A 20,327-nucleotide genomic window follows, 5' to 3' on the forward strand; every position below is an offset into this window, starting at 1 on the left:
GCCAGCAGATGGGCGTAGCCACGATCCAGATGGCGCATCAACCACGGCGTGGAATGCACGCCAATGCGCAGCAGCCACGACGACAACACGGGCACCAGCGTGAGCGACAGCAGCAAGGACACGGACAGGGCAAAGACAATGGTGAGTGCCACGGGCCCGAAGAGCTTGCCTTCCAGCCCCTCAAGGGTGAGCAGCGGCAGGAACACGATCACGATGATGGCCATGCCCGAGGCCACGGGCTGGGCCACCTCCCGCGCGGCATCCAGCACCACGTCACGCAGCGGCCGCCGGTCGGCGTCGCCATGGGCCAGGTGGTTCTCGATGTTCTCGACCACGACCACGGCGCCGTCCACCAGCATGCCGATGGCAATGGCCAGGCCGCCCAGGCTCATGAGGTTGGCCGACAGGCCATACCAGCGCATCAGCAGAAAGGTACCCAGTGCCGACAGGGGCAGCATGATGGCCACGACCACCGCGGCGCGCAGGTTGCCCAGAAACGCGAGAAGCAGGGCGAGCACCAGCACCACCGCTTCCAGCAGTGCCTTGCCCACGGTGTAGACCGCCTTGTCGACCAGGGTGCCCCGGTTGTAGAACGGCGTGATGGCCATGCCCGCCGGCAGCGAGCCCTTCAACGTGTCCAGCCGTTGCGTCACCAGGTCGACCAGCTCGCGTGCGTTGGCACCCCGCAGTGACAGCACCAGCCCCTGCACGGCCTCGCCCTGGCCGTTGCGCGAGACCGCACCGTAGCGAGTCAGCTCTCCCAGGCGGACGGTACCGATGTCCCCGACGCGGGTGACTCGGCCGTCATCATGGCGCCGCACCACGGTGTGGCGGACATCGTCCAGCGTCCGGATGGCGCCTTCCGCCCGCACGATCAGCGCCTCTTCCCCTGCCCGCAGACGGCCTGCGCCGTCGTTGCCGTTCTGCTGGCGCAAGGCTGTTTCGACATCGTCCAGGCTGATGCCCTGACCCTGCAGCGCGAGGGGCGAGGGCTCGATCTCGAAGGTCTGTACGCGTCCGCCGAGGCTGTTGACGTCGGCCACGCCGGGCAGCGTGCGCAGCGCCGGTCGGATCACCCAGTCGAGCACCCGGCGCCGCTCCGCCAGCGACTGCGGTCCTTCCACGGTGAACATGAAGACCTCGCCCAGCGGCGTCGTGATGGGGGCCAGGCCGCCCGAAGCGCCCGGCGGCAGCACCTCCATGACTCCGGCCAGCCGCTCATTGACCTGCTGACGCGCCCAGTAGATGTCGGTGCCATCTTCAAAGTCGAGGGTGATGTCGGCCAGCGCGTACTTCGAGGTCGAGCGCAACATCTTCTGCTTCGGGATGCCGAGCAGCTCCTGTTCGATCGGGGCGGTGATGCGGGTTTCGACTTCTTCCGGCGTCATGCCGGGGGCCTTGATGATGACCTTGACCTGGGTGCCTGACACGTCGGGGAAGGCGTCGATCGGCAGCTTCTGCCAGGCGAACAGGCCGCCGCCGACCAGCATGGCGACCAGCAGCAGAACCAGGACGCGCTGCGACAGCGCGGTGGAGATGAGGCGGTTGAACATGGCCGGCCTTCAGCGGGGCAGCAAGGCCTTGAGGGCCGCCGTGCCTCGCATCACCACCTTGCTGCCGGCAGGTACCCCGGTGACGGTGACTTCATCGCCTTGACGGGACAACAGTGTGACGCCAACCAGTTCGAACCGGTCGCCGCTGCGAGCCACGAAGACCTGCTGCGCATCCCCGGCGGCCGGCATGAGCGCGTCGGCCGGCAGCGTCACGCCACCATCCTGACCCCGGCGTTGCAGGCGCACCCGGACCAGTTCGCCCGGTTGCCAGTCGGCCTGGGAGTCACTCAACCGGGCCCGCACCGTGCGCGACTGGCTGCGCGTGTCCACCAGTGGCCCCACCGTGACCACCTGGCCGGTCGTGGGCGGTGCGGTGCCGCTCGGGGCGACCAACTGCACCGGGTCACCCTGACGAATGCCATGGGCCTCGCGGGCGGGCACCTGCAGGTCCACCCACAGCGGCCGGAGGATGGCCAGCCGGTACAGCGGCGTCATGGCCTCGACCCGCTGGCCCACCTCGGCCAGTTGAGCAAGCACCTGGCCCTGGGCTGGCGCGTTCAGCGACACCAGCCCATCGGCCTGAATCCGCGCGCCGCCCGTGGTGGCCCGCAGCGCCGAGCGGCGCTCGTCGGCCAGCGCCTGGGCCTGGCGGACCTGTGCGCGGGCGGCCTCCAGCCGTGCCTGAGGGATCAGTCCTTCGCGAAACAGTGCCTCGTCGCGCGCCAGCTGGCGCTGCGCCAGGTCGAGCTGGCTCCCGCTCTGCAGCACATCACGCTGCAACTCCTGTGACTGGGTGCTGCGCAGGCGCACCAGCACCTGGCCCGACCGCACCGTGTCGCCCACGCTCACGGTCAGTGCCTCGATCAGACCCGCCGCGGGTGCCGCCACCACGCGCTGCTGTGCAGGCGGAATGACGATTTCGCCGGGATACTCCTGCCAGGCGCCGGTACTGGGCTGGGCAGCGGCCAGCACGATGCCCAGGCGCCCACGTTGCGTGACAGACACAGGCTCGGTCAGCGGGCCGGCCGTCACGGCCAGGGGCAACGCCAGAAGCCCGGTCAGGCACAGAAGGCGGACCTGCCCGAAAAACCGGACGGCTGCCCGGGCAGGGCGGGGGAGCAGGGACGGAGCGGTGGGCAGCATGGGGCACAGTCGAGACAAGGCGATCCAGCATGCACCGCGCAGCTGAACCAGGCCTGAAGACCGAGCGGGATGCCCAGTGATATGGTTCCAGGATGACCCGTGCGGCCGTGTTCGCCGCACCCTGCCGGAGCCCGTGTCATGCGCCTGTTGTTGCTGGAAGACGATGCCATCCTGGGCGAAGGCCTGCGGGATTTCCTGCGCGCGGAAGGACACCTTGTCGACTGGGTGACCCGTCTCCTGGATGCCCGCGCGCTGCTGGGCGAGCCTTATGACGCACTGCTGGTGGACTGGCAGCTGCCCGACGGCTCGGGGCTCGACCTGGTGCGCCGTCTGCGTCGCGAAGGCGACGGCCGACCGATCCTCATGCTCACCGCGCGTGACCTCCTGAAAGACCGGCTGGAAGGCCTCGACTCAGGGGCAGACGACTACCTGATCAAGCCGTTCGAGCCCGAAGAGCTCGTGGCCCGCCTCCACGCCGTGCGCCGCCGCAGCGTGGGAGCACCCAGCGGGATCGTCCGCCTCGGTGACATCGAGGTCGATCTGGCGGGATGCACCGTGTGGCGCCTGCACGGTGAGTGCGACCGCCAGCGGGTGGAGTTGACTGCGCGTGAATGGGCCGTGCTCGAAGCCCTGGTCGCCCGGGCGGGGCGGCTGGTCTCCAAGGCCGACCTGGAGGGCCTCATCCTGGGCCTGGAGCGCGACGTGACCAGCAATGTGCTCGAGGTCTACATCGGGAACCTGCGTCGCAAGCTCGGCCGCAGCCTCATCGACACCGTGCGCGGGCTGGGCTACCGCATCGACACCGGTGCGGCCGGATGACGACTCCTGCGCTGCCTTCGATGCGTGCCCGGCTCTCGCGGGTCGTGCTGACGCTGTCCCTTGTGTGGGGTGTGCTCATGGCGTTTGCGGTGGGCCTGATGCTGCACCGCGCGCTCGACTTGCTGCTCGACCAGGGCCTGCAGGAGTCGGCCGAGATCCTGTACGGCCTGGCGCAGGTGGCTGGCGAGGACGTGCACCGAGGCATGGGCATGTTGCCTGCACCGCCGCATGACGAGGGCCTGGTCTGGCAGCGCGTTTCGGCGGGCGGGCAGGTCCAGCTGCGTTCACACAAGGCGCCGCTCGTCCCGCTGAGCAAGCGCCTGGACAAGGGCTTCACGGACGAAGGGCCCTGGCGCGTCTACACGCTGCCGTTCCCTGGCCAGCAGGGCAGGCTGCTCGTGGCGCAGCCGGAAGCCCATCGGGATCACACGCAGTGGACCACGCTGGCGGGCACGCTCGGCCTGGCCCTGCTGGTAGGACTGACGTCCGTGCTGTGGCTCAACCGGCGTCTTCAGTGGGAGTTGGAGCCGCTGCAGGCCCTGTCGGCTGCCGTGGCGCGCTACAACCCGCTCGAAGCCGGGGGGGCGCGGGCCCTGCCCGAACCCCCGCGGGCCGAACTGGTGCCCATGGCGCACGCCATTGCCGACCTGGGCCAACGCCTGGCGGCCCGGGTCGACCACGAGCGTGCGTTTGCGGCGCACGCTGCCCACGCCTTGCGCACGCCACTCGCCGGCATGGACGCGCAACTGGCTGTGGCCTTGCGTGAGGCGCCCGAGCACCTGCGGCCGCGGCTGACCCAGACCCGCGAAGCCGCCACCCGGCTGCGCACCGTGGTCACTGCCTTGATCAGCCTGTTTCGGGCCAGCGGCGAGCTGCGCCGTCAGCCGATCGAACTCGCGTCGCTCATGGCCCGACTGCCCGTGCGCGGGGTGCAGGTCACGGTGGCACCCGACGCGAGGGTGGAGGCCGATCCCGACCTGCTGTCCGCCGCCCTGATGAACCTGCTGGACAACGCGGCCCGCCATCAATCCACGCAGGTCGAGGTTACCGTACGGCGGGAGAGCGGGGACGGCGCCTGTTGTCTTGTGCTGCGAGACAACGGCACCGGCATCACGCCCGAGCGGCTGGCTGCGGTGAACGCCGCGCTGGCGTCCGGGCAGGGCGGCGACGTGCTGGGCCTGGGCCTCACGCTGGCAGAGCAGGTGGCGCGTCTGCATGGCGGCCGTCTGGCCCTGCACGCGCACGCGGCAGAACCCGGCCCCAACGCAAGCGGTGTGAGCGTCGAACTCTGGCTGGGCCCGCTCAGGCCATCAGGGCCAGCACCCGATCCAGCCCACCTTCGTTGATCGCCACCATGGCCTGCTCACGCACCTTGGGCTTGGCGTGGTAGGCGACGCTGAGGCCCGAGACGCCCATCATCGGCAGGTCATTGGCGCCGTCGCCCACGGCAATCGACTGCTTGGGGTCACAGCCGATGCGGGCGCACAAAGCCAGCAGGTGCTGCTTCTTGGCCTCGCCGTCGACGATGTCGCCCAGCACGCGACCCGTCAGCAGGCCACCTTCGACCTCCAGCGTGTTCGAGTGCGCCTCGTGCATGCCCAGGCGCGCCTTCACGCGGTCGGCAAAGAAGGTGAAGCCGCCAGACACGAGCAGGGTCTGCAGGCCGGCTGCCTTGGCCGCGTCGATCAGCTCTGGCGCGCCGGGGTTGATCTTCAGGCGCTGGTCGTACACGCCCTGCAGGGCCTCGGCCGGCACGCCCTTGAGCAGGGCCACGCGGCGGCGCAGGCTGTCCTTGAAATCGGTGATCTCGCCACGCATGGCGGCCTCCGTGATCGCAGCCACCTCGGCCTTCTTGCCCACCGCGTCGGCAATCTCGTCGATGCACTCGATGCTGATCAGGGTCGAATCCATGTCGAAGGCAATCGCCTTGAAATCAGCCAGTTTCAGCGGCGGGGCGATGTGCTGGATGACGAGACCGGGGGCGAATTCGATGGCAGGCATGGACAGGGCGGTGGCAATGCGGACAATCCACGATTATCCCCGGAGAGCGCCCATGCCGACCCCATCGTCCCGCCCTGTTCCGCCCGCATCCCGACGTCGCGAAGCCTTCGCGCACGACATGCTGGCGCGGATGGCCGATCTGGGTGACGTGCAGGCCCGGCCCATGTTCGGCGGCCATGGCCTGTTCCGCCACGGCCTGATGTTCGCGGTCACGATGAACGACCGGCTTTACTTCAAGACCGATGCCCTGTCGGCGCCGGCGTTCGAGCAGCACGGGCTGCAGCCCTTTCGCTACACCGATCGTCACGGTCGCGAGGGCGCGCTGCGCTACCACGAGGCCCCCGCCGAGGTCTACGAAGACCCGCAGGCCATGCACCGCTGGGCCACGCTCGGCTGGGAGACCGCCTTGCGTGCGCAGGCCAAGCCTTCACGCTCGCGCACGGCGGCGCACAAAGAAAGCGCACCCGTAAAGGCCCCGGCCGCGCTGACCGACCTGCCCAACCTCGGCCCGGCCAGTGCCGCCATGCTGGACAAGGCGGGCATTCGCACGGTGGCCGCGCTGCGGCGCCTGGGCTCGGTGCGGGCCTTTGTGCGCGCCCGTGCAGCTTGCCCGGGTGCCAGCCTCAATCTCCTCTGGGCCCTGGAAGGCGCGCTCACGGGTCGCCCCTGGCAGGCGGTGGCCGCGGAAGACCGCGCTGCGCTGTTGATGGCCCTGGAGGACGCGCGGGGCAACGGCCTTCCTGACGTTGAATGATCCTGTTGGTGATACAACGCAGCCCTGGACCGCAGTACAACCAGGAGACAGACACCATGCCCCGTTCCCTCGGCGCCATGCCGCGCCTTGCCTTGCTTGCTTTGCTTACCCTCGCGGCCGTTGCGCCGGCGCACGCTGCAGAGCCGTCTGCGCCCGCCAGCGCACGCGGCGTGGCGTATGTGAGTCACCAGGATGCCGGCATCGCCGTGATCGACCTCGACACCTTCCAACTCCGCGCCGAGCTCGCGGTCGAGGGGCAGGGGGCCCGTGGCATCGGTCTCACGGAAGACGGGCAGAAGCTGGTTGTCGCCGTGCGGGAGTCTGGCGATGTCCAGATCATCGACATCGCCAGCAAGATGGTCGTGCAGCGCATCCACGTCGGCAAGAACCCGGAGTTCGTTCGGGTGCGTGGCGATCTGGCCTTCGTGTCGTACGAGCCCTCGTCGACGGGCAAGCCGCCCAAGCCCGGCGCCCATGGCGCGAGCAGGGCCGATGACGATGGCGACGAAGAACCCGCGCGTGTTGCGGTCATCGACCTCAAGCAGCGCAAGGTGCTGCGCCACATCGTGTGCGGCGCCGAGACCGAGGGCATCGAGATCACGCCGGATGGCCGCCGCATCGTGGTGACGAACGAGGCCGACCACACGCTGACCCTGCACGACGTGCGCACGGGCAAGCGCCTGAAGACGGTCGACACCAAGCGCTACGGCGTGCGCCCGCGCGGCATCAAGCTTTCGCCCGACGGCCAGACCTTTGTCGCCACGCTCGAATTCGCCAACAAGCTGCTGGTGCTGGACCGCGACCTCAAGCCCCTGCACACGGTGGACACGGGCGCCTCGCCATACGGTGTGGCCTTCGACAGCACGGGCAAGCACGTGCTGGTGGCCGCGGCGCGCGACCAGAAGCTGCAGGTGTTCGACGCCCGCAGTTTCGACAAGGTGGCCGAGGTGCCGGTCGGCGAGCGCTGCTGGCACTTCAGCTTCACGCCCGACGAGCGTCAGGTGCTGGTCACCTGTGGCCGCTCGAAGGAAACCCTGGTGGTCGATACCGCCAGCTGGCAGGTTGCGCAAAAGCTGCCCACACAGGGCCTGTCCTGGGGCGTGCTGACCTGGCCCCGCGCCATGGGCAGCCTGGACCAGCGCTGATCAGGCCTTGATCGGCTGCCCCAGGGCCCGCAGCAGGTCGCGCACGTACTGCGCGCGGTCCTTCGGGTCCTTCAGTTCCTTCTCGATGCGCAGCTTGTCGTTGCCCGCCAGCTTGATGTGGCGGTTCTTCTGCACCAGCTCGATGATGCGCATGGGCTCGACCGGCGGGTTCGGCCGGAAGGTGATGTTGATCACGCCGGGCGCCGCGTCGATCTTGATCACGCCATAGGGCTTGGACTGCACGCGCAGCTTGTGCGTGTCGAACAGCGCCTGCGCCTGCGGTGGCAACTTGCCGAAGCGGTCGACGATCTCCTCCAGCATGGTCTCGATCTTCTCGAGCGAGTCGGCTGTGGCCAGGCGCTTGTACAGGCTCAGGCGCACATGCACGTCGCCGCAGAAGGCGTCGGGCAGCAGCGCAGGCGCGTGCAGGTTCACATCGGTGTTGCTGCCGAACATGCCTAGCGGCGACAGCAGGTCGGGCTCCTTGCCCGCCTTCAGCGACTTCACCGCCTCGGCCAGCATCTCGTTGTAGAGCTGGAAACCCACCTCCATCATGTTGCCGCTCTGGCTGTCGCCCAGCACCTCGCCAGCGCCGCGTATTTCCAGGTCGTGCATGGCCAGGTAAAAGCCTGAGCCCAGCTCTTCCATGTTCTGGATGGCGTCCAGGCGCTGCGCGGCCTGCTTGGTCAGGCCTTCCACATCGGGCACCAGCAGGTAGGCATAGGCCTGGTGGTGCGAGCGGCCCACGCGCCCGCGCAGCTGGTGCAACTGCGCCAGGCCGAACTTGTCGGCCCGCGTGATCACGATGGTGTTGGCGCTCGGCACGTCGATGCCGGTCTCGATGATGGTCGAGCACAGCAGCACATTGAAGCGCTGGGCCACGAAGTCGCGCATCACGCGCTCCAGCTCGCGCTCGGGCATCTGGCCGTGGGCGATGCCGATGCGCGCCTCGGGCAGCAGCTCGACCAGCTTGTCGCGCCGGTTCTCGATGGTCTCCACCTCGTTGTGCAGGAAGTAGACCTGGCCGCCGCGCTTCAACTCGCGCAGCACCGCCTCGCGGATCGTGTTGCTGCTTTCACTGCGCACAAAGGTCTTGATCGCCAGACGCCGCTGCGGCGCGGTGGCGATCACGCTCAGGTCGCGCAGGCCTTCCATCGCCATGCCCAGCGTCCGCGGGATCGGCGTCGCCGTCAGCGTCAGCACGTCGATGTCTGCGCGCATGGCCTTGATGGCCTCCTTGTGGCGCACACCGAAACGGTGTTCCTCGTCGATGATGAGCAGGCCCAGGCGCTTGAACTTGACGGACTCGCTCAGCAGCTTGTGCGTGCCCACGATGATGTCGATCGAGCCGTCTTCCAGCCCCTGCATCGCCGCCTTGATCTCCTTGGCCGAGCGGAAGCGCGACATCTCGGCCACTTTCACCGGCCACTGCGAGAAGCGGTCCGAGATGTTCTGGTAGTGCTGCTCGGCCAGCAGCGTGGTGGGTGCCAGCAGCGCCACCTGCTTGCCGCCGGTCACGGCCACGAAGGCCGCCCGCAGCGCCACCTCGGTCTTGCCGAAGCCCACGTCGCCACACACCAGGCGGTCCATCGGCCGCGGGCTGATCATGTCCTGCACGACCGCGTGGATGGCCGCACGCTGATCGGGCGTTTCCTCGAAGCCGAAGCTGGCCGCAAAGGCCTCGTAATCCTGCGCCGAGAAGCGGAAGGCAAAGCCCTCGCGCGCCGCACGCCGCGCGTACAGGTTCAGCAACTCGGCCGCGGTGTCGCGCACCTGCTCGGCGGCCTTGCGCTTGGCCTTGTCCCACTGCGGCGAGCCCAGCTTGTGGAGCGGCGCTTCTTCCGCGCTCACGCCGGTGTAGCGGCTGATCAGGTGCAGCTGCGACACGGGGACGTACAGCGTGGCCTTGTCGGCGTACTCCAGGTGCAGGAACTCGGAAGGGCCGTCGCCCAGGTCCAGGTTGATCAGACCCTGGTAGCGCCCGATGCCGTGGTTGCTGTGCACCACTGGGTCGCCCACGTTCAGCTCGCTCAGGTCCTTGATCAGCGAGTCGACGTCGGTGGCCTGCTCGTTCTTCTTGCGCCGGCGCGTGGTCGGCGTCGCGTCGAACAGCTCCGTCTCGGTGACGAAGTGCAGTGCCCGTTCGCCGTCCTGCCAGATGAAGCCCGCAGCCAGCGGCGCCGCCGTGATTGCATGGCGGTGGTCGCTCTCGGCAAAGGCCTGCAGCGTGTCCAGCGAGGGCAGGTTGATGCGGTGGTCGCGCAGCAACTCCATCAGGCTCTCGCGTCGGCCGGCGCTTTCGGCCACCACCAGCACGCGCGCCGCCGTCTTGTCGATGTGCGATTCGAGCTTGTTCAGCGGGTCCTGCCCGCCGCGCGTCACGGCCAGATCGGGCAGCGGGCGCGCCCAGTCCACCGGCTCGCTGCCGCGCACCACCAGCGTCGCGTGCACATTGGCCAGCGTGAAGAAGTCCTCCACCTTCAGGTACAGGTCTTCCGGCGGCAGGATGGGGCGTTCCGGGTCGTGCTGCAGGAAGCGGTGGCGCTCCTTGGTCTCCGTCCAGAAGCGGCGCAGCGCCTCGTCGATGTCACCGTGCAGCACCAGGGCCGCCTGCTCGCCCAGGTGGCCGAAGAAGGTCGCCGTCTCATCGAAGAACAGCGGCAGGTAGTACTCGATGCCGGCCGTGGCCACGCCATTGCCGATGTCCTTGTAGATGCGGGACTTGGTCGGGTCGCCCTCGATGCGCTCGCGCCAGCGGTTGCGGAACGCGCCGCGCGCCGCCTCGTCCATCGGGAACTCGCGGCCCGGCAGCAAACGCACCTCGGGCACGGGATACAGGCTGCGCTGCGTGTCCGGGTCGAAGGTGCGGATCGAATCAACCTCGTCACCGAACAGGTCCACGCGATACGGCACGGGCGAGCCCATTGGGTACAGGTCGATCAGGCCGCCGCGCACCGCGTACTCGCCTGGCGACACGACCTGGCTCACGTGGTTGTAGCCCGCCAGCGTCAGCTGCGACTTCAGCGCGGCCTCGTCCAGCTTCTGCTTCTGCTTGAAGTGGAAGGTGTAGGCGGCGAGGAAGGAGGGCGGCGCCAGGCGCGTCAGCGCGGTGGTGGCCGGCAGCAGCACCACATCGACGCCGGTCTCGGCACCCACGCCCTGCTGGATCTTCCACAGCGTGGCCAGCCGTTCCGAGATCAGATCCTGGTGTGGCGAGAAGGTGTCATAGGGCAGCGTTTCCCAGTCGGGGAACACGCTGCAGCGCAGCTCGGGCGCGAAGAACGCCATCTCGTCGAGCAGACGCTGCGTGTCGGCCGGATCGGCCGTGATCACGCACGTCAGCTGGCGCTGCGCCTTGCGCCCCTGGGCGTACTGCGCCAGCAACAGCGCGTCGGCAGAGCCGGGCGGGCGGGGCAGGGTGTAGCGTTTGCCGGGGGCGATGGAGGGCAGGGGCAGCTTGGGCAACATGGCGCGCAACAATGACAAAGCGCCCGAACCGAAGGCGGTGCGGGCGTGATGTGGTGATTCTAGGCCGCCAGATTGATGTCCCGCGATGCCGCGGCCATGGCCCGGGGCGTGTCCCGTGTTTGACGCGGCCCGTGGCGCGCGCGGCCCCGGCGCCTTCTTCCGGGACAATGCGGGCATGTTTGCCGTGACACCCGATCCGACCTTCCGCCCTCGCTGTTTTGCCATCGTCCCCTGTGCCGGGGTGGGAGAGCGTGCCGCGGCCGGTGGGCCCAAGCAATACCACCCGGTGGCCGGGCAGGCCCTGGTGGCGCACACCCTGTCGGCGCTCGCCCGCGTGGCCCGGCTCGATGCCACGCTTGTCGTGCTGTCGCCGTCGGACGAACAGTTCGAGCGCCACGCCCCCGACTTTCGCGGCGAGCGCGCGTGGGTTGCGCGTGTCGGTGGCGCGACGCGGGCGGACAGCGTGCTCAACGGCATGGCCGAACTGGTGGCCCGCGGTGCCCAGCCGCACGACTGGGTGCTGGTGCACGACGCGGCGCGCTGCCTGATCGAGCCGGCCTGGGTTGATCAGCTGATCACCGAATGCGAGGACGACGAGGTTGGCGGCCTGCTGGCCCTGCCGCTGGCCGACACCCTCAAGGCCGGTGCACCGGGACCGGATGGCGAGGTGCGAGCCACGACCACGGTCGACCGCCGTGGCAAGTGGGCCGCTCAGACACCACAGGTGTTCCGACTTGGCCTGCTGCAACCCGCCTTGCGCCATGCGCTGGCTGACCCGGCGTCCGCTGCAACCATCACCGACGAGGCCAGCGCCATCGAAGCCCTGGGCCACCAACCGCGGCTGGTGGTGGGCAATTACGAAAACATCAAGGTGACGTGGCCTGGCGATTTCGCCCTGGCCGAGCGCCTGCTGCGCACACGGACCTGAAGCCCGCGCAGCGGGAGCGTGTTACCAGGAGACTTCCTGCTCAGGGGTGGCCTTGATGCGGTGGATCGACAGGTCGGCGCCTTCGAATTCCTCTTCCTGGCTCAGACGCAGGCCGGCCACCTTGTTCAGAATGCTGTAGACCAGGCCCCCGGTCACCAGGGCGCACAGCACTACGATGACCGTGCCCAGCACCTGGGTCCCCAGGTTCACGCCACCGATGCCACCCAGCGCTTGCTGGCCAAAGATGCCGGCTGCGATCCCGCCCCAGGCCCCGCACAGCCCGTGCAGCGGCCACACGCCCAGCACATCGTCGATCTTCCAGCGGTTCTGCACCAGCGTGAACATCACCACGAAGATGGCGCCGGCGATGGCGCCCACCACCAGTGCACCGGCCGGATGCATGATGTCCGAGCCCGCACACACGGCCACCAGGCCCGCCAGCGGGCCGTTGTAGGCAAAGCCCGGGTCGTTCTTGCCCATCAGCACCGCCACGAGCGTGCCGCCGACCAGGGCCATCAGCGAGTTCACCGCCACCAGGCCCGAGATCTTGTCGATCGTCTGTGCGCTCATCACATTGAAGCCGAACCAGCCCACAGCCAGGATCCAAGAGCCGAGTGCCAGGAAGGGGATGCTCGACGGTGGGTGCGCCGACATCGCGCCATCCTTGCGATAGCGGTTGCGGCGCGCGCCCAGAATCAGCACGGCCGGCAGTGCGATCCAGCCACCGAACGCATGCACCACCACCGAGCCTGCGAAGTCGTGCATTGGCGCGCCCGTCACCGACTGCAACCAGTCTTCAAAGCCGAAGCGGTTGTTCCACACGGCGCCCTCCACCAGCGGGTAGGCCAGTCCCACGATCACGGCGGTGGCCATCAGTTGGGGGCCAAATTTGGCTCGCTCGGCAATGCCGCCCGAGATGATGGCGGGAATGGCCGCTGCAAAGGTCAGCAGGAAGAAGAACTTCACCAGCGCATAGCCATTGTTCTGTGCCAGCGTGCCGGCCCCGACCATGAAGTCCACACCGTAGGCCACGGTGTAGCCCACGAAAAAGTACACCAGCGTCGACACACAGAAATCCACCAGGATCTTGACCAGGGCGTTGACCTGGTTCTTGTGGCGAACCGTGCCCAGTTCCAGAAAGGCGAAGCCCGCGTGCATCGCCAGCACCATCACGGCGCCCAGAAGAATGAACAGCGCGTCCGCGCCTTGTTTGAGTTGCTCCATGCTCGGCTTTCACGAAAGAACGCGATGGCGCACTGAGCTGGTGACGAGTGCGCCATCTTGGGTTGATGCGCACCAATTGCAAGCAAGAGAAGAGCCAGAACGAGGCAGGCGTGCGCGCCGGTGGTGCGTCGGCTCTCGCACATTTATGGTGCTTTAAATGGTGCGTGCCGTGCACTTCATTGGTGCGGAATGCGAGGCTGCAGGGCCCGCGTGACGGGTGACAATGCCAGTCTTGCAGACTCCGAAGAGCGCATCCGAAATGAACCTGCCCCCTCTGCGCGTGGGCGAAGGCTGGGACACCCACGCCCTCGTCTCGGGTCGCCCGCTCATCCTGGGCGGCGTCACCATTCCGCACACCCACGGCCTGCTCGGTCACTCCGACGCCGACGCACTGCTTCACGCCATCACCGATGCCCTGCTCGGCGCGGCTGGCCTGGGCGACATCGGCCGCCACTTCCCCGACACCGATCCGCAATTCAAGGGCGCCGATTCCGTCGTGCTGCTCACGGAGGCTGCCCGCCGTGTGGCCGAGGCCGGCTGGGGCATCGTCAACGTCGACAGCACCATCGTGGCCCAGGCGCCCAAGATGGCGCCGCACATCCCGGCCATGCGCACGCGCGTCGCGAGCGCCCTCGGGCTGGCCGAGGACGCTGTCAACGTGAAGGCCAAGACAGCCGAGAAGATGGGGCCGGTGGGCGAGGGCCGCGCCATTGAAACGCGGGCCGTCTGCCTGCTCTACCGGCGTTGAGCCTCAGGGCGCGCGGCGCAGCTTGATGTGCGCCACCAGCCCGCCGCCCGGCGCGTTGGCCAGCTCCAGCGCGCCACCCATGCGCTGCAGGGCTTTGTCCACGATGGCCAGCCCCAGCCCCGCGCCGGTGGCTGCCGTGCGGGCCGCATCCCCGCGGAAGAAGGGCGTGGTCAGTGCAGCGAGCTTCTCGGGCGCCACGCCCGGGCCATGGTCCCGCACGCTCAGAATCACCCACGAGCCCGAGCGCGTGTAGCTCACGTCCACATTCGTCACGCCCGTGTAGGTGTTGCGTCCGTAGCGCCGCGCGTTCTCGAACAGGTTCATCAGCACGCGGCTGAGTTCGGTCTCGTCGGCCATGACGCGCGTGTCGATCGGCAGCTTGGCCGTGATGCGGATGCGCTTGGTGTCCCGGAACTGGCTGATCGCCTTGTCCACCACCGACGAGACGTGCACCGGCACCAGCTCGACCTCGCCGGGGCGGGCATAGTCCATGAACTTGTCGATGATGGCGTCGAGCTGGTCGATGTCGGCCGCGATGTTGCGCTTGGCTTCCTCGTCCACCACGCTCATCTCGGCCTCCAGCCGCAACCGTGCCAGCGGGGTGCGCAGGTCATGCGAGATCCCCGCCAGCATCACCGCCCGGTCTTCCTCCACCTTAGCCAACTCGCGCGCCATGCGGTTGAAGCCCTGGTTCACCTCGCGGATCTCGCGGGTGATCATCGACTCGTCCAGCACCGAGTCGTACTCGCCCTCGCGGATACGACTGGCTGCAAACGACAACTCCTTCAGCGGCTGGTTGATCAGTCGAGCGATCACCGCGGATCCCAACAGCGTGGCCAGCAGCGCAATGCCCACCCAGACGAACCAAGTCTTGCCCGTCAGCGGCACGATGCGGTTGGCATCGGCCTGCAGCCAATAGTTGTCTCGCTCGATCTGGAAGCCCACCCACAGGCCGGCCTTGCCATTCACCGCGCTGGCCACCACGGTGCTCGGCCCCAGGCGCGAGCGCAGCTCCTGCCCGATCGTCCGCGTGAAGCGGTTCACCTCGAAAGGCTCATAGCGGTCGGTCGGCTCCCTTGGTTTGAGCACGATCGCTTCCTGGTCGAAGAGCGTCTTGACCAGCGTGACGCGGTTGATGCTGTCTGCGTAGCGCAACGCCGCCCGCGACAGGTTGACCAGGCTGGCCACCTGCTGGGCGGCCTGCACCGACCGGGGCTCGAACTCGAGCGCCCGGAAGGTCTGAACCCAGGCCACGATGCCGGCGGTCAGCAGCAGGCCCAGGAGGATGAAGGTCCGCCAGAACAAGCTGAGGGCAAACCGTTTGCGCGCCATCGATCAGGATCCGCCGTCCGGCACGAACACGTAGCCGACTCCCCACACCGTCTGGATGTAGCGCGGCTGGGCCGGGTCGGGCTCGATCATCTTGCGCAGACGCGAGATCTGCACGTCCAGGCTGCGGTCGAAGGGCTCGAACTCGCGGCCGCGGGCCAGCTGGGCGAGCTTGTCGCGCGACAGCGGCTGACGAGGATGACGCACCAGGGCCTTCAGCATCGAGAACTCGCCCGTCGTCAACGCGATCGGCTCGCCTTCCTTGCTCAAGCGGCGCAGGGCCAGATCGAACTCGAACGGGCCGAACTGCACGGTCTGCGCTTCCTTCGCGGGTGCCCCAGGTGCCTCCTGGGCAGGGCGACGGCGCAGCACGGCGTGGATGCGGGCCAGCAATTCGCGCGGATTGAAGGGCTTGGGCAGGTAGTCGTCGGCGCCCACTTCGAGGCCGACGATGCGGTCCACGTCCTCGACCTTGGCCGTCAACATGATGATCGGCGTCACGTCGTTCGCGGCCCGCAGGCGGCGGCAGATCGACAGGCCGTCCTCGCCGGGCAGCATCAGATCGAGCACGATCAGGTCGACCGTCTCGCGGGTCAGCAGGCGGTTGAGCGCCTTCGCGTCTTCGGCCAGCAGGACCTCGAACCCCTCCTGGCTGAGGTAGCGGCGCAGCAGGTCGCGGATGCGGGCGTCGTCGTCCACGACCAGGATGCGGTCGGGACGCTGGTTGGTAGGCGTCGTGCTCATCTCTGCTTTCCTCGTATTTGTAACAGAGGCGGATTGTGGACAGGTTCCGGCGTGCAAAAACGCCGGTCTGACCAGCTGTTACAAATCTTGCGGGTCTGGCGGGCTTGCGTCAAGCGGGTTTCGATTGCATCGAAGGGGGTCGTCCGGATGCCACGGAGGTGCGTTGTATAAGCATGCAAACCACTTCTCAAAGGGACTGTTCGCCCATGCAAGCCACCCATCGCGCTCTGTCATCCCGCCGTGCAGCGGCTGCCTTGGCCGTCACGGCCGCCACCCTGGCCGGCCTGCCCGCCATCGCCGCCGAGCCCGTGCGCGACAACGTCGTCAGCTTCAGCACCACCGCCACCCGCGAACTCGTTCAGGACCTGATCCAGATCACCCTGCAAGCCCGGCAGGAGGGCGCGGTGGCGGCTGAGGTCCAGGCCCAGCTCAAGCAGCAGCTGGAAGGCGCGCTGGCCGAGGCGCGCAAGGCGGCGGTGCCGGGTGGCATGGACGTACGCACGGGTGGCTTCCATCTCTCACCGCGCTACACGAACAACGGGCGCGTCAACGGCTGGCAGGGACAGGCGCAGCTGGTGCTGGAGGGCACCGACATGGCGCGCATCAGCCAGACGGCCGGCAGGCTCAACGCCTTGCAGATCACCAGCGTGTCGTATGGCCTGTCCCGTGCGCTGCGCGAGTCGCAGGAGAGCGAGCTCACCAGCCAGGCAATCGCCCGGTTTCGTGAGCGCGCCCAGCGGATCGCAGCCGATTTCGGGCAGCGGGGCTTCTCGCTCGGAGAGGTGAGCGTGTCGTCCACCGATCCCGGCTTCGAAGGGCGTCCCGTCCTCATGGCGGCACGGGCCAAGACCATGGAAATGATGGCCGACGCACCGGTGCCGGTTGAACCCGGCAAGGGCACGCTGTCGGTGACCGTCAGCGGTCAGGTCCGGCTGACTCCTTGAGTCGGTCGTGGGCGGTGCGCTCCAGCCACTGCCCGCCCACCAGCACCTCGTGCGGCAGGAACTGCGCCTTGTAGGCCATCTTCTGGCTCGCCTCGATCCAGTAGCCCAGGTACAGATAGGGCAGGCCCAGGTGCGCGGCCTGCCTGATCTGCCACAGCACGTTGTAGGTGCCAAAACTGGCCCGCGCTTCCGGCTCATAAAACGTGTAGACCGCCGACAGCCCGTCATTCAGGATGTCGAGGATCGACACCATCTTCAGTTTGCCCTGCGTCTCGCCGGGGCGGGCAGGTTCCCGGAACTCGACCAGGCGCGAGTTCACCCTGCTTTGCAGCAGGAACTGCGTGTACTGATCGACTGAATCGTGGTCCATGCCGCCGCCGCGGTGTCGACCAGCTTGGTAGCGCAGGTACATCTGGTAGTGCTCGGGCACGAAGCACAGGCGCAGCACCCGGGCCTCCAGGTGTTCGTGCGCACGCCAGGCGCGCCGCTGGCTCCGGTTCGGCTCGAAGTCGGCCACTGGCACCCGCAGGGGGATGCACGCACGGCAGCCATCGCAGTGCGGCCGGTACGTGAACATGCCGCTGCGCCGGAATCCGTTGGCCACCAGGCCCGAATACACGTCGGCATTGATGAGGTGGCTCGGCGTTGCCACCTGCGAACGTGCGCCTTTGCCCTCCAGGTAACTGCAAGGGTAGGGCGCGGTGGCGTAGAACTGCAGAGACGCCAGGGGCAGGTCTTTGAGATGGGTCACAGGCCGTCCAGTTCTGACCAGAGCGAATCATCATAGGCCCAGGCTGGCGGCGGTGGTTGATCGATCACGGCCTGCAAATGGGCTTCAAATGCGGGACGAGGCAAAGGCCGTGCCCCCATCGAAGCAAGGTGGGCGGTCTGCTGCTGGCAGTCGATCAGCGTGATGCCATTCGCCCGGCAGAAGCACACCAGCGCCGCCAGCGCGATCTTGGATGCGTCGCTGCGCCAGGCGAACATCGACTCGCCGTAGAACATGCGGCCGATGCTGACGCCGTACAGCCCACCGACGAGTTCGCCCTCCCACCATGTCTCAAATGAGTGGACGAAGCCGCGCCGATACCAGCCCGCGTAGGTCTGCTGAATGGCCGGCACGATCCAGGTTCCGTCCTGGCCGTCTCTCGGGGTGGCCGCGCACGCCTGGATCACCCGGTCGAATGCGGCGTCGACCCGGATGAGGCTCTCGGGCGTGTCCCGGAAGCGGCGAATCGTCTTGCGCAGCGAGCGGGACAGTTTGAACTCCGCTGGCGGCAAGACCATGCGCGGGTCGGTTGACCACCAGAGCACCGGCTGCCCGGGACTGAACCACGGAAAAATGCCCCGACGGTAGGCCGCCTCAAGGCGCGCAACACTCAACTCGTTGCCTGCAGCCAGCAGGCCGGGCGCGTCGGAATCCGGTCCCAGCGCGAGGCGGGTGTCCGGGAAGGGCGTGTCGGGTTCGAGCCAGGGGATCATGCCCAGATCATAAAAAAAGCCCGATGGCGAGCCATCGGGCTTAAGGTACCTTAGAAAAGGTTCGAGAGGTACCGAGGAGACAACCTTTCAGGGAGTACCGCTTGTCCAGGGCGGTCACTCTCGGACTCAGCGTGCGCGACGAAGTTCACCGGCCAGGGCGGACGACCCTGCAAAGTTTTGTAAGGCAGGTGAACCATCGGGCCATCAGGCGGCCTTGCGCGGGGTCTTGCTGGCGGCCTGGGTGGCCTTCACGGCGGTCGAGGTCATGGCCTGGAAGTTGGCTTCGGCGACGTCAGCGGCTTGCTTGGCGGCCTTCTGGACGGTGTCGAAGGCGTTGTTGGCGGCGGCCACGGCCGACTTCACCAGCACGACGGCGTTTTCGGTGCCGGCGGGCGCGTTCTTCACAGCGTTGTCGACCACCGAGGTGAACTTCTGCTGAGCTTCGGCCACCTGGGCTTCGGCCAGCTTGCTGACTTCGGCGCTGGTGGCCGAAGCGATGTCGTACAGGTGACGGCCGTAGGCGGCGGCCTTCTCGGCCGACGGCTGCAGCAGGCTGGCGTGCAGGGCGAACAACTCCTGGGGATCCTTGGCAGCCATCACGGCCTTGGCGTGTTCGGCGGCTTCTTCCATCGAGGTCTTCGCGACCTGCAGGTTCAGTTCGACAACCTTCTCCACGCCGGCGAAAGCCTTCTGGCTCAGGTCGAACAGGGTGGCGAGGTTGGCCTTCTGGGCGGCGAGCAGTTGTTCAGCGGTCAGCATATGGATCTCCATTGAGTGGTTGAGGTGTTGCACCAAGATCAGCCTGGACTGCTTTGCTGCGTTGCAACATGATTCGAAGTATAGGCAGCTCGCCAGCGTTTGCAAGTGTTTTTTGTGCGCTGCAGCAAGCGGTGTAAGCGACTGTCAAATTCTTGACGATCCCGCTGTGTCAGATCGGCTCACCACAGGGAGCTGGGTTGCGGCGGGCGCTTCGCCTACACTTGCGCGTCGCCCGAATGTCCAACCTTGTGATCAGATCATCATGAGCCTGCTGAATGTCCCCGCCGGTGCCAAGGCACCCGACGTCTTCAACGTCATCATCGAGATCCCGGCCAACGCGGATCCGATCAAGTACGAGATCGACCACGAAACCGGCGCCGTGTTCGTCGACCGTTTCATGGGCACGGCCATGCACTACCCGTGCAACTACGGCTACGTGCCGCAGACGATCGCCGCCGACGGTGACCCCGTCGACGTGCTGGTCGTGACCCCGTTCCCCCTGCAGCCCGGCGTGGTCATTCCCTGCCGTCCGCTGGGCATCCTGAAGATGGAAGACGAGGCCGGCGGTGACTCGAAGCTGGTGGCCGTGCCGACCGAGAAGATCTGCGCCATGTACAAGGGCATCCAGAAGCTGGAAGACCTGCCCGAACTGCTGGTCCAGCAGATCAAGCATTTCTTCGAGCACTACAAGGACCTGGAGCCCGGCAAGTGGGTGAAGGTCGTGGGCTGGGATGGCATCGACGCCGCCAAGGCCGAAGTCACGACCGGTCTGGAAGCCTTCAAGAAGCAGCACTGATCGCTGTCTGCGGCGCCACTTCGGGTGGTGCCGGGCGTAAGAAAGCCGCCTTTCCGTGCGAGGGCGGCTTTTCTTTTGCGCGCGCGTCTCAAGCCAGTTGAGACATCACGCGGCGCAGCGTGTCCGCCACCTGAGCGAGCTGGCTCTCGCCGACGATGAGCGGCGGCGCGATGGCGATGTTGTCGCCCGCGGCCCGCACAAGTACGCCGGCCTCGAAGCAGCCCAGAAACACCTCGAAGGCACGACGGCCAGGCGCGGCGCCCGGCCGCGGCGCAAACTCGATGGCCGCCACCAGCCCGGTGTTGCGGATGTCCACCACGTGGGGCAGGTCACGCAGACCGTGAACCGCTTCTTCGAGCGCACCGTGCAGCCGTGTGCCGCGCGTGAGCAGGTCTTCCTCGGCGTAGGTGTCCAGCGTGGCGAGGGCTGCGGCGCAGGCCATCGGGTGGCCGGAGTAGGTGTAGCCGTGGGGCAGTTCGATGCCCGGGCC

At 67.6% G+C, this 20,327-nt stretch carries 19 protein-coding genes; 8 read left to right on the top strand and 11 right to left on the bottom strand.

Annotation, left to right across the window (positions count from 1 at the left end; genetic code table 11):
• Positions 1-1,553, bottom strand: a 1,553-nt coding sequence (locus Q0Z44_RS15485; RefSeq protein WP_298014374.1) for an efflux RND transporter permease subunit, incomplete at its 3' end; no start/stop codon positions are given.
• 9 nt (positions 1,554-1,562) lie between these two features.
• Positions 1,563-2,696, bottom strand: a complete 1,134-nt coding sequence (locus Q0Z44_RS15490; RefSeq protein ID WP_298014377.1) for an efflux RND transporter periplasmic adaptor subunit — start codon at positions 2,694-2,696, stop codon at positions 1,563-1,565.
• 138 nt (positions 2,697-2,834) lie between these two features.
• Here Q0Z44_RS15490 and Q0Z44_RS15495 point away from each other — a divergent pair, with 138 nt between their 5' ends.
• Positions 2,835-3,515 (top strand): response regulator transcription factor, encoded by a 681-nt coding sequence (locus tag Q0Z44_RS15495; protein WP_298014379.1) that lies wholly within the window; start codon positions 2,835-2,837, stop codon positions 3,513-3,515.
• Positions 3,512-4,861: a HAMP domain-containing sensor histidine kinase gene (locus tag Q0Z44_RS15500; RefSeq protein ID WP_298014381.1), complete on the top strand. Its 1,350-nt coding sequence runs from the start codon at positions 3,512-3,514 to the stop codon at positions 4,859-4,861. Before Q0Z44_RS15495 ends, Q0Z44_RS15500 begins: the two co-directional genes overlap by 4 nt.
• On the opposite strand, the gene serB is transcribed toward Q0Z44_RS15500, so the two are convergent.
• Entirely contained in the window at positions 4,818-5,516 is a 699-nt protein-coding gene (gene serB / locus Q0Z44_RS15505) for a phosphoserine phosphatase SerB (protein ID WP_298014383.1), read from the bottom strand. The genes Q0Z44_RS15500 and serB overlap by 44 nt on opposite strands.
• 52 nt (positions 5,517-5,568) lie before the next feature.
• Here serB and Q0Z44_RS15510 point away from each other — a divergent pair, with 52 nt between their 5' ends.
• Both Q0Z44_RS15510 and Q0Z44_RS15515 read left to right on the top strand, forming a co-directional pair.
• Positions 5,569-6,270, top strand: coding sequence for a TfoX/Sxy family DNA transformation protein (locus Q0Z44_RS15510; RefSeq protein ID WP_298014386.1), 702 nt, complete (start codon positions 5,569-5,571; stop codon positions 6,268-6,270).
• Positions 6,271-6,326: 56 nt separating this feature from the next.
• Positions 6,327-7,415 carry a cytochrome D1 domain-containing protein gene (locus Q0Z44_RS15515; RefSeq protein WP_298014388.1) on the top strand — a complete coding sequence of 363 codons (1,089 nt, stop codon included), beginning with the start codon at positions 6,327-6,329 and terminating at the stop codon, positions 7,413-7,415.
• Here Q0Z44_RS15515 and mfd read toward each other — a convergent pair whose 3' ends face one another.
• Complete coding sequence (gene mfd, locus Q0Z44_RS15520; RefSeq protein ID WP_298014408.1) at positions 7,416-10,871, bottom strand: transcription-repair coupling factor; 3,456 nt, start codon at positions 10,869-10,871, stop codon at positions 7,416-7,418.
• A gap of 187 nt (positions 10,872-11,058) precedes the next feature.
• Between mfd and ispD the strand changes: the two genes are divergently transcribed.
• Positions 11,059-11,811, top strand: a complete 753-nt coding sequence (ispD, locus tag Q0Z44_RS15525; RefSeq protein ID WP_298014390.1) for a 2-C-methyl-D-erythritol 4-phosphate cytidylyltransferase — start codon at positions 11,059-11,061, stop codon at positions 11,809-11,811.
• A 21-nt stretch (positions 11,812-11,832) separates the two neighbouring features.
• Here the strand turns inward: ispD and Q0Z44_RS15530 are convergent, their stop codons facing one another.
• Positions 11,833-13,035, bottom strand: a complete 1,203-nt coding sequence (locus Q0Z44_RS15530; protein ID WP_298014392.1) for an ammonium transporter — start codon at positions 13,033-13,035, stop codon at positions 11,833-11,835.
• 259 nt (positions 13,036-13,294) lie between these two features.
• Between Q0Z44_RS15530 and ispF the strand changes: the two genes are divergently transcribed.
• Positions 13,295-13,783, top strand: a complete 489-nt coding sequence (gene ispF, locus Q0Z44_RS15535; protein ID WP_298014394.1) for a 2-C-methyl-D-erythritol 2,4-cyclodiphosphate synthase — start codon at positions 13,295-13,297, stop codon at positions 13,781-13,783.
• A 3-nt stretch (positions 13,784-13,786) separates the two neighbouring features.
• On the opposite strand, the gene Q0Z44_RS15540 is transcribed toward ispF, so the two are convergent.
• Together Q0Z44_RS15540 and ompR are read right to left on the bottom strand one after the other, a co-directional pair.
• Positions 13,787-15,115 (bottom strand): sensor histidine kinase, encoded by a 1,329-nt coding sequence (locus tag Q0Z44_RS15540; protein ID WP_109036802.1) that lies wholly within the window; start codon positions 15,113-15,115, stop codon positions 13,787-13,789.
• A gap of 3 nt (positions 15,116-15,118) precedes the next feature.
• A complete protein-coding gene (ompR, locus tag Q0Z44_RS15545) occupies positions 15,119-15,856 on the bottom strand; it encodes a two-component system response regulator OmpR (RefSeq protein WP_109036801.1) in 738 nt (245 codons plus the stop codon).
• 206 nt (positions 15,857-16,062) lie between these two features.
• Here ompR and Q0Z44_RS15550 point away from each other — a divergent pair, with 206 nt between their 5' ends.
• Positions 16,063-16,800: an SIMPL domain-containing protein gene (locus Q0Z44_RS15550; protein ID WP_298014397.1), complete on the top strand. Its 738-nt coding sequence runs from the start codon at positions 16,063-16,065 to the stop codon at positions 16,798-16,800.
• Here Q0Z44_RS15550 and Q0Z44_RS15555 read toward each other — a convergent pair.
• The 3 genes from Q0Z44_RS15555 to Q0Z44_RS15565 all read right to left on the bottom strand — a co-directional run bounded on the left by Q0Z44_RS15555 (position 16,772) and on the right by Q0Z44_RS15565 (position 19,041).
• Positions 16,772-17,551: an arginyltransferase gene (locus Q0Z44_RS15555; protein ID WP_298014399.1), complete on the bottom strand. Its 780-nt coding sequence runs from the start codon at positions 17,549-17,551 to the stop codon at positions 16,772-16,774. The two genes, Q0Z44_RS15550 and Q0Z44_RS15555, sit on opposite strands and share 29 nt — an antisense overlap.
• Positions 17,548-18,282, bottom strand: coding sequence for a leucyl/phenylalanyl-tRNA--protein transferase (gene aat / locus Q0Z44_RS15560; RefSeq protein WP_298014401.1), 735 nt, complete (start codon positions 18,280-18,282; stop codon positions 17,548-17,550). Before aat ends, Q0Z44_RS15555 begins: the two co-directional genes overlap by 4 nt.
• A gap of 204 nt (positions 18,283-18,486) precedes the next feature.
• On the bottom strand, positions 18,487-19,041 hold the full coding sequence (locus Q0Z44_RS15565; RefSeq protein WP_298014403.1) for a phasin family protein: 555 nt from the start codon (positions 19,039-19,041) through the stop codon (positions 18,487-18,489).
• Between the two features lie 262 nt (positions 19,042-19,303).
• Between Q0Z44_RS15565 and ppa the strand changes: the two genes are divergently transcribed.
• The gene (gene ppa, locus Q0Z44_RS15570) at positions 19,304-19,837 is read left to right on the top strand and encodes an inorganic diphosphatase (RefSeq protein ID WP_109036797.1); all 534 of its coding nucleotides are present in this window, start codon (positions 19,304-19,306) and stop codon (positions 19,835-19,837) included.
• An 88-nt stretch (positions 19,838-19,925) separates the two neighbouring features.
• On the opposite strand, the gene Q0Z44_RS15575 is transcribed toward ppa, so the two are convergent.
• On the bottom strand, positions 19,926-20,327 hold a 402-nt coding region (locus Q0Z44_RS15575; protein WP_298014406.1), incomplete at its 5' end, for an aminotransferase class III-fold pyridoxal phosphate-dependent enzyme.

It is taken from the genome of uncultured Aquabacterium sp., from assembly GCF_947366995.1.
In the GTDB taxonomy this organism is placed as follows: Bacteria; Pseudomonadota; Gammaproteobacteria; order Burkholderiales; family Burkholderiaceae_C; genus Aquabacterium.